The sequence below is a fragment of the Tianweitania sp. genome (genome assembly GCF_032053605.1).
GTDB lineage: Bacteria > Pseudomonadota > Alphaproteobacteria > Rhizobiales > Rhizobiaceae > Tianweitania.
Genome location: NZ_DAMBUH010000072.1, coordinates 11,388 through 17,463, shown reverse-complemented (window position 1 = coordinate 17,463; position 6,076 = coordinate 11,388). Strand labels below are relative to the sequence as shown.

The 6,076-nt window shown below is 62.1% G+C and carries 7 protein-coding genes; 4 read left to right on the top strand and 3 right to left on the bottom strand.

The features are described from left to right. Positions 1–76 precede the first annotated feature (76 nt). Positions 77–922, bottom strand: a complete 846-nt coding sequence (locus RTX98_RS14885; RefSeq protein WP_312797580.1) for an alpha/beta hydrolase — start codon at positions 920–922, stop codon at positions 77–79. A gap of 136 nt (positions 923–1,058) precedes the next feature. After that, positions 1,059–2,579 carry a HAMP domain-containing sensor histidine kinase gene (locus RTX98_RS14880; protein WP_312797583.1) on the bottom strand — a complete coding sequence of 507 codons (1,521 nt, stop codon included), beginning with the start codon at positions 2,577–2,579 and terminating at the stop codon, positions 1,059–1,061. Between the two features lie 129 nt (positions 2,580–2,708). Between RTX98_RS14880 and RTX98_RS14875 the strand changes: the two genes are divergently transcribed. The 4 genes from RTX98_RS14875 to RTX98_RS14860 all read left to right on the top strand — a co-directional run bounded on the left by RTX98_RS14875 (position 2,709) and on the right by RTX98_RS14860 (position 5,611). Beyond that, positions 2,709–3,320: a glutathione S-transferase gene (locus tag RTX98_RS14875; RefSeq protein ID WP_312797579.1), complete on the top strand. Its 612-nt coding sequence runs from the start codon at positions 2,709–2,711 to the stop codon at positions 3,318–3,320. After that, positions 3,260–3,940: a uracil-DNA glycosylase family protein gene (locus RTX98_RS14870; protein ID WP_416223133.1), complete on the top strand. Its 681-nt coding sequence runs from the start codon at positions 3,260–3,262 to the stop codon at positions 3,938–3,940. The genes RTX98_RS14875 and RTX98_RS14870 overlap by 61 nt, the downstream gene beginning before the upstream one ends. A gap of 75 nt (positions 3,941–4,015) precedes the next feature. Further along, positions 4,016–4,507 carry an Lrp/AsnC family transcriptional regulator gene (locus RTX98_RS14865; RefSeq protein WP_312797578.1) on the top strand — a complete coding sequence of 164 codons (492 nt, stop codon included), beginning with the start codon at positions 4,016–4,018 and terminating at the stop codon, positions 4,505–4,507. 99 nt (positions 4,508–4,606) lie between these two features. Continuing rightward, positions 4,607–5,611, top strand: coding sequence for an alpha/beta hydrolase (locus RTX98_RS14860; protein WP_312797577.1), 1,005 nt, complete (start codon positions 4,607–4,609; stop codon positions 5,609–5,611). 29 nt (positions 5,612–5,640) lie between these two features. Here RTX98_RS14860 and RTX98_RS14855 read toward each other — a convergent pair. After that, a partial coding sequence (locus tag RTX98_RS14855; protein ID WP_312797576.1) for an NAD(P)-dependent oxidoreductase occupies positions 5,641–6,076 on the bottom strand: 436 nt, incomplete at its 5' end.

Sequence of the window (6,076 nt, the reverse complement as noted above, 5' to 3'; positions counted from 1 at the left end):
CCGGGTGTAGCGGCGTCGCTGGCTGCCATTCTGGTGCAGTCGGCCGCGCAGGTGTTTGGCGGCGTGCGGGCTTTGCCTAGCGCGTAAGAAGAAGCCGCAGCGACGGCTCGACCATCGAGCCGTGGCTCTCGTTCGGCATGCGGTGAAGGTCGACGGCGAGGCTTTTGATCTTGGCCATGCGTTCGGCGACGTCCTTGCCGTTCGGGCCGCCGCGCAAGGCACGCATGCGGGCACTGGCTTGCGCCGACGCATCCTTGCGCTCAGGTCGCACGCCGGAGGTGATGATGGTCAGGCGCTTCGCCTCCGTTCGCGGCGCGGCCTCGAAGGCTTCGAGTTCGGTGAGGATGGCGCTGTTCTTCCACCAGATCGACGGATCGGCCGCGACATAGGCGGTGAAGGGCCAGGTGTAGTCGAACAACATGTGCAGGGCAGCCATGCCGCTCAGCGAATGGCCGAACAGCGTCATGTCCGCCTTGTCGATGCGATGCCTCTCCAGCACGGCGGGCAGGATCGTGTCTTTCACCATAGCGGTGAAATCGTCCTGACCGCCGGCTTGCACTGGTCCACCGGATCGCGACTCCGGCAGGAGGTCCGCTGGTGTTTCCGGCGTGAGGTCGAAATAGCGACGCTTCACGATCGTTTCGCGGTCATCTTCGGGATAGCCGATAGCGACAAGCAGACGCGGGCGGCCGTCTTCCGCCGCGATCCTGGCCGCGATCGGCAGCATCTGGTTGCCGTCCAGCAGCACCACGAGCGGATATCCATCGGTCGGTTCGTCGCCGATCGCCACCTCCCAGATGCGGTAGGTGCGATCGTGGCTGGTGATGTCGATCGTGTCCGGCTCGGAAGCGATCGAGGGGGAAGCAAGCAGGAGGCTCATCGCGGCGGCTGCCAGCGACAGGAGAGGGCGGAAAAGGGGCATAGGGCACCGTGACGTCTCGCGCGTGCCTTTCCGCATAGTAATGCGGCCGCAAGATTGCGGCTGGGCGGAAAGGCAGGTTGTGGGATGGCTGGGCCGGTGGCCGTGAGAAAGCGGCGCAGGCTGGCTGTTTGTGCTTCTAATGCCGGCGGCCGCCGACAGCAACTGTTGCAAGAGCCGGCATCGGCTCGATCACACGTGACGCGGGGAAGGTCGCGACTACTTCCGTGCCTTCGCGCAGCTTGGATTGAAGATCGAAGGTGCCGCCGTGGATCTGCACCAAGCCCTGGACGATCGGCAGGCCGAGGCCGGTGCCTTGCTCGGCGCTCTTGATTGCAATGGCACCTTGGCCGAAGGCGGACATGACCACGGGTAGTTCGTCTGGCGGGATACCGGGGCCGTTGTCCTTGATGGAAACGTATTGTCCGCCACCAGCCGTCCAGCCGACACGGACGCGGATCTCGCCGCCGCTTGGCGTGAACTTCACGGCATTGGACAGGAGGTTCAGGGCGATCTGCCGGATAGCGCGCTCATCCGCGTAAAGGCGGGGCATGTCGCGCTCGAACTCCTTGGTGATGCGGATGTCCTTGTTGCTCGTGCGCAGTTCCATCAAGTGGCAGCACTCGTCCACGATGTTGGCGAGCGTGACAGCTTCCTCGTTGAGCTGGTAGCGGCCGGCCTCGATGCGGGAGAGGTCGAGAATCTCGTTGATCAGCTCGAGCAGATGCGTGCCGGAATCGTGGATGTCCTGCGCATAACCGCGGTAGGTCGGGTTCGGTAGGGGCCCGAGCACCTGCGTGGCCATGACTTCGGAAAAGCCGAGAATGGCGTTGAGCGGCGTGCGCAGCTCGTGGCTCATGGAGGCGAGGAAGCGGCTTTTGGCGAGATTGGCTTCCTCAGCGCGGCGACGGGCTTCGTCGGACATCGACTTGGCCGTTTCCAGCTCGGCGATCAGAGCGTCCTTCTCGCTGCGGAAGGCTAACAGCATCACGGCGGAGCGGTTAAAGTTGCCGGCGACATAGGTGAAGAAGGGCAGGGAGATGGCGAGCAGGACCACCATCAGCACGTCCACCGGTGACCAGGACGGCGCCCCGGCTGCGGCGAAGATCGCGACGGGCAGGGCGAAGGTCGCCACAAGCGCACCGCGTAGCGCTGACGCAATGATGGCGGTGACGGCGATGGCGAGCAGCAGGATTACTGCCTTGACGACCGGGAACGGTTCCAAACCGCAGGAGTCACACTGGATATAAACGAAATAGGCCCAGCCGATACCGCTGACGGCGTGGCCAAGCAGGAAGATCTTTGACCATTTGCCGAGGCTGAGTTCGTTGACGGGCGTGCGCTCAACGCGCCGCGCAACCAGCGCCAGCACGGCGTAGCCCAGCATGGTCAGGGGTGCCCATAACAGCAGGTCGATGTTCATGCCGGCAAAAAGGCCGGCGGCCGCGATCAGCACGACCAACAGCGGCATGGCCACTACCGTGTTGATCATCGCATGGGCATGAAGCTTGAGTAGCTCGCGCTCAAATGCAGGCGAGCCGACTTGCTCTGCCAGGCGATCGCGCGTGCGGCGGATCGCCCGCGCAACTTCGCTGTTGCGGCTGGGCTTGGTGCGATCCACAATGATCTTGTCAGCCGAAGCCGAGCGCTGCACCGCCATTGAACCCGCAACCAAACACTAACAACTATCCTTAATGGCAGACTAAGCGCGAATGATTAAGAACCCCTTCCGGCGGGAAGACTTGCTCGCGCGCCGAGACAGCGCCGGGCGTGATGCAGGAGGAAAAGCATGAAACTGTTTGATGGCGGCCGTGCGCCCAACCCACGGCGCGTGCGCATCTTCCTGACCGAAAAAGGTGTCGAGGTGCCGCTGGAAGCGGTCGATATGAGCGCGATGGGGCACAAGTCGCCCGAGGTGACCGCGCGCAATCCGCTGCAGCGTTTGCCCGTGCTGGAACTCGACGATGGGACCGTCATCACCGAGTCGGTAGCGATCTGCCGGTATTTCGAGGAGCTTTACCCGGAGCCTGCTTTGTTCGGCACCGGAGCGGTGGGCCGTGCGGTGGTGGAGATGTGGCAGCGCCGTATCGAGCTGAACTTGTTAAGCGCTGTGCAGGCTGCCTTCCGCCACCTCCATCCTGCGATGAAAGACTGGGAAGTGCCGCAGCTGTCAGAATGGGGTGAGATCAACAAGCCCAAGGCGCTCGACTTCTGCCGCTTCCTGGATGCCGAGCTGGCGCAGCGCGACTTCATTGCCGGCGACAGCTATTCCATTGCGGACATTACGGCGCTGGTGGCGGTGGACTTCATGAAGCCGGCAAAGATCGCCGTGCCACCGGACTGCGCCAACCTGCTGAGGTGGCATCAAGCGGTATCAGCAAGGCCCAGCGCGCAAGCTTGATCGAAACACCTTCCGCCTTGGACCAGCTGATTGCTGCCATGAAGGCGTGTCGCGTGTGCCGCGACGCGCCTCTCGGGAAGCCCTTGCCGCATGAGCCGCGGCCCATCTTCGTGGCGTCGGCTGAAGCGAAAATCCTGATCGCGAGCCAGGCGCCGGGCATCCGCGCGCATCTCTCCGGCGTGCCGTTCATGGACCCATCTGGCGTGCGACTGCGGCAGTGGCTCGGCGTCGATGAAGCCAGGTTCTATGATACCCGCAACTTCGCGATCCTGCCGATGGGCTTCTGCTTTGCCGGCCATGATGCGCAGAAGGGCGATCTGCCGCCCCGGCGCGAATGTGCGCCGATCTGGCGCAAGCCTGCGCTTGACCTCATGCCTGCTATCCAGCTGATTCTGGTGATCGGCATTCATGCACATCAGTATCATCTCGGGCGGGGGACTTCGATGACCGAGATGGTGCGGAACTGGCGCGCCATCCTGCATGCGAGCAGTGGCCCGCCCGGGCTTCCGCTGCCGCATCCGTCCTGGCGCAACAGCGGCTGGCTGAAGAAGAACCCGTGGTTCGAGATCGAACTTCTGCCGGAGCTGCAGGCCCAAGTGGAAAACCTGATTGCCTACTAAGCTTGTAGACATTTAGTTGTTGCGAGAGGGAAGGATTCTGGTTTATTGAGGTAAAAAATTCTACGGAGTACCTCTATGGACCGGCTCGATCGCAAAATTCTTCGCCTGTTGCAGGAAGACTCGACGCTCGCTGTCGCGGATGTCGCCAAGAAGGTTGGCCTGTCGACGACGCCTTGCTGGCGCCGAATCCAGAAGCTGGAGGAAGAGGGCGTCATCCAGCGCCGCGTCGCGATCCTTGATCCGGTGAAGATCAATGCCCGCGTCACGGTGTTCGTTTCGATCCGAACGGGCTCGCACAGCCACGAATGGCTGAAGCGCTTTTCCGAGGTGGTGCAGGACTTTCCAGAGGTCATCGAATTCTACCGCATGAGCGGCGACGTCGATTATCTCATCCGGGTCGTGGTGCCGGACATCGCGGCCTATGATGCCTTCTACAAGCGGCTGATCGCTAAGATCGAGATCCGGGACGTGTCGTCGTCCTTCGCGATGGAGCAGATCAAATACACGACCGAGCTGCCGCTGGACTACATGGTGCTCGATAAGGAGCCGGCCTCCAGCGCTGCTTGAACTGGTTCGCGGTCACCTTTGGTCACGGCCTGGTGAGATTGCCTTTCTATACGCCAGCATCTGCCTAACTGCGTTCCCGTTCAACCACACGGAGTTCGCATGAAGACGCTTGTTATCGCCGCCGCAGGGCTTGGGCTCAGCCTCACTTCCGCGTCGGCGCAGGTTGCCCGCTATGGCGCTCGTCTTGACGGGTTCGAGTACCCCTTCAAGACGGAAAGCTACGACTTTTCCGGGCAGAACCAGGCACTTTCCATGACGTTCATGGATGTGGCGGCCGCCGAGCCGAACGGGCAGACCGTCGTGCTTTTGCATGGCAAGAATTTCTGCGCGGCGACCTGGGAAGAAACCATTACCAAGCTGACCGGTGCGGGCTATCGCGTCATTGCCCCCGATCAGGTCGGCCTCTGTAAATCCACCAAGCCCGAGCATTATCAATATTCGTTCCATGCTCTGGCTGCGAACACAAAGGCGCTGCTTGACGCGCGTGGGATCGAAAAGGCGACCGTCATTGGCCATTCCATGGGCGGGATGCTCGCGACGCGCTTTTCGTTGATGTATCCGGAAGCCGTCGACCGTCTCGTGCTGGTGAACCCGATCGGGTTGGAAGACTGGAAGGCAGATGGCGTGCCGTATCAGCCGATCAACGAGGCCTTTGCGGCCGAGAAGAAGACGAGCTTCGACAGCATCAAGGCCTATCAGGAGAAGTTCTATTACACGGCCGGCTGGAAGCCGCAGTATGATCGCTGGGTGGAGATGAGCGCAGGGATGTATGCCGGCGAGGGCGGCGAGCTGGTGGCCTGGAACCAGGCGCTGACCTCCGACATGGTGTTCACGCAGCCGGTGGTGCATGAGTTCGACAAGCTGAAGGTGCCCACGCTGCTGATTGTCGGCACGCAGGACAAGACGGCACCGGGTGCCAACCGCGCGCCGGACGACATTGCCGCCAAGCTCGGCGATTACACCAAGCTCGGCAAGGCTGCCGCCGAGGCAATTCCCGATGCCGAGCTGGTGGAGTTCGATGATCTCGGACACTCGCCGCAGATCGAAGATCCGCAGCGTTTTCATGAGACCCTGCTCGACAAGCTGAGTGCTGCTCGCCAGTAGCGGTTAGCGGTTCATCCTGATGGCGCGGCTTACTTCTCGAGCCGCGCCAGAAGCGAGGACGTGTCCCAGCGCTGGCCGCCTAGCGCCTGAACGTCCTTGTAGAACTGGTCGACCAATGCCGTGAGGGGCAGCTTCGCGCCGTTGCGGTCGGATTCTTCGAGCACGATGCCGAGATCCTTGCGCATCCAGTCCACCGCAAAGCCGAAGTCGTATTTGCCGTCGTTCATGGTTTTATGGCGGTTTTCCATCTGCCAGGAGCCGGCGGCACCCTTGGAGATGACCTCGACCACCTTGTGAATGTCGAGCCCGGCCTTCTTGCCGAAGTGGATGCCTTCGGCGAGGCCCTGAACGACGCCGGCGATGCAGATCTGGTTGATCATCTTGGTGAGCTGACCGCTGCCGGCCGGTCCCATCAGGCCGACCATCTTGGCGTAAGCGTCGATGACGGGCTTGGCGCGCTCGAAC